We start from the raw sequence: 2,172 nt of genomic DNA, 5'->3' as shown, positions 1-2,172 counted from the left end.
AGCGATGGCGGAGAGGTCACACCTGTTCCCATACCGAACACAGAAGTTAAGCTCTCCAGCGCCGATGGTAGTTGGGGATTCCCCCTGCGAGAGTAGGACGCCGCCAGGCAAATTTATAAAAAGCCAGGATACAAATTTATTGTATCCTGGCTTTTTATAAAGGAAAGAAAATTAAAATTTTGATCTACCACAGCATTCCTAGCTGTAGTATTTTTAATATTAGGGTCTGTTATATAGGTAAATGTTGATAATGATCCTGCTACCTCTCTGAAACCTTGATATAATCAATATTTGGAGAAGTTATCAAGGTGAGTAAGTTTAAAAGGAATGTTATTATTTTCTAACTCCTGTTTTAATACCTTACAATACGGACAACTTGTCATTATATAAATTTCAATCATAATCATTACCTCCGAACAATTTAAATTAGCAGACTATTATGTTATCATAAAGAAAAATATAGAAATTAAGGAGACTCCTTACATGAAACGATACAGTATAATTAGTTACACAGCATTAATTTTAGGTTTAACTTCCTTCCTATCGTTAACTCCGCTGGCAATATCTAGGGGTTTTTCAACCTTTTTGTTAGTTTTATCGATTAGTGGTTTAATCTTATCCCTATATGGATTATTTAAAAAAACAGAACAAAAATCCCTTTTGTTAGTAGCACTTATTACCTAAGCATGGTTCCCCACCACCATCTTATTTATAATGTGGGTAATGGTTTAAAAAAAGATTTGCATCCTATTAAACTCATAAAACTCATACTACCACCCAGATTGTTTTAGTTCAATAATCAACATTTAGAATAATTAAAAGCTTAAAGTATGGTGGGTAAAGCTCTTTGTAGTATTAAGTTTACATAAAAACACAGAATATCGGTATACTATGTTAAAATTAATTAGAATATTGGGAATTATACGAAGGAAAGGGAGAAATGAACATATGAATATATTAGTGTTTGGTGCAGGGGCAGTAGGTGCTTACTTTGGTGGAAGAATGTTAGAAGCAAACTATTCTGTATCATTTTTTGTTAGAGAAAAGCGTGCAAAGCAGTTAAAAAAAGAAGGCTTAAAATTAATAAGCCCAGAAGGTGAGTTTGAAACAAAAAATGTTACCCTATATACGTCTGAGAAAGAAGTGAAAAATATTGATTTAGTTATTCTAGCAGTGAAGGGATATCATTTAGACAGTGTCATTCCACAATTAAAGTTGATTACGGAACAAACTGGAGCATTTGTGTTACCATTATTGAACGGATTTGAACATATCGATAAATTAGATCAAGCAGTTGGCAAAGAAAAAGTATTAGGTGGATTCGCATATATTTTCGCTACTTTAAATCAACAAGGTCATGTTGTTCATGGGGGAAATAGTAGTTCCATTAAATTTGGTTCACGACATGAATCTCAAATGGATGTTTGTAATCATTTAAATTCAATGAATCAGCATGTGAAAACAAATTTATTATTAGACGAAAATATCATAAAAGAGATGTGGAGAAAATATTTATTAATTACCGCTTTTTCTGGCATTACGTCTGCAACACAATTACCTTCAGGATTTACCATAAATTCAGAGGCTACATTAAATGTTTTTAAAAATATTTTAGTTGAGATGAGTTTTATTGCTAAAAAAGAAGGTGTTATCTTTGCGGAAGAGGAAATTGCTAAGATTATATCTTCATTTAAAAGATATCCAGAAAATACTACCTCTTCTATGCATCAAGATCTACGAAAAGGACTACCAATTGAAGTCAACCATTTACAAGGGGGCGCTGTCCGCTATGCTCAAAAACATAATATTACTATCCCGGTAGTTGAGACTATTTATGGAATATTAAAGCCATATGAGAATGGTAAACCTAATTAATTAACTAAAAAACGTTTGGATTAATTCCAAGCGTTTTTTTATGCGAATTTAACTAATACATCAAAGCAACTGCAAATGATGAGTAACGGAAAGAAGATTATTCTGAGGGATTCCGGTACTCATTACGGTGATTAGTGCCCCGAACGCAAAAAAAGGATTAGCAATTTGTATAATAATCATTCCATAAAAAAATAGCATACCAGTAAATTTGGTATGCTATTTTTATTATGACTTTAGTCCGTTGAGTACGCGGCAGCGTGCGAAACAGAAAACCACCTGCTATGCGGGTGGGTAACA

Annotated in this window: 3 protein-coding genes and 1 rRNA gene; 3 read left to right on the top strand and 1 reads right to left on the bottom strand. The window is 32.9% G+C overall.

Annotation, left to right across the window (positions count from 1 at the left end):
• A 5S ribosomal RNA gene (gene rrf / locus KM885_RS17620) occupies positions 1 to 109 on the top strand; the annotation flags it as partial.
• Positions 110 to 284: 175 nt separating this feature from the next.
• Here the strand turns inward: rrf and KM885_RS18320 are convergent.
• Positions 285 to 401 carry a glutaredoxin domain-containing protein gene (locus KM885_RS18320; protein WP_157851568.1) on the bottom strand — a complete coding sequence of 39 codons (117 nt, stop codon included), beginning with the start codon at positions 399 to 401 and terminating at the stop codon, positions 285 to 287.
• A gap of 82 nt (positions 402 to 483) precedes the next feature.
• On the opposite strand from KM885_RS18320, the gene KM885_RS17610 reads away from it, so the two are divergent.
• Together KM885_RS17610 and KM885_RS17605 are read left to right on the top strand one after the other, a co-directional pair.
• Positions 484 to 684: a hypothetical protein gene (locus KM885_RS17610; RefSeq protein ID WP_047184453.1), complete on the top strand. Its 201-nt coding sequence runs from the start codon at positions 484 to 486 to the stop codon at positions 682 to 684.
• A gap of 264 nt (positions 685 to 948) precedes the next feature.
• Positions 949 to 1,875, top strand: a complete 927-nt coding sequence (locus tag KM885_RS17605; RefSeq protein WP_047184452.1) for a ketopantoate reductase family protein — start codon at positions 949 to 951, stop codon at positions 1,873 to 1,875.
• Positions 1,876 to 2,172: the final 297 nt, after the last annotated feature.

Source organism: Oceanobacillus caeni, assembly GCF_019037185.1.
Lineage (GTDB): Bacteria > Bacillota > Bacilli > Bacillales > Amphibacillaceae > Oceanobacillus > Oceanobacillus caeni.
This window is presented reverse-complemented; position numbering and strand designations above follow the sequence as displayed.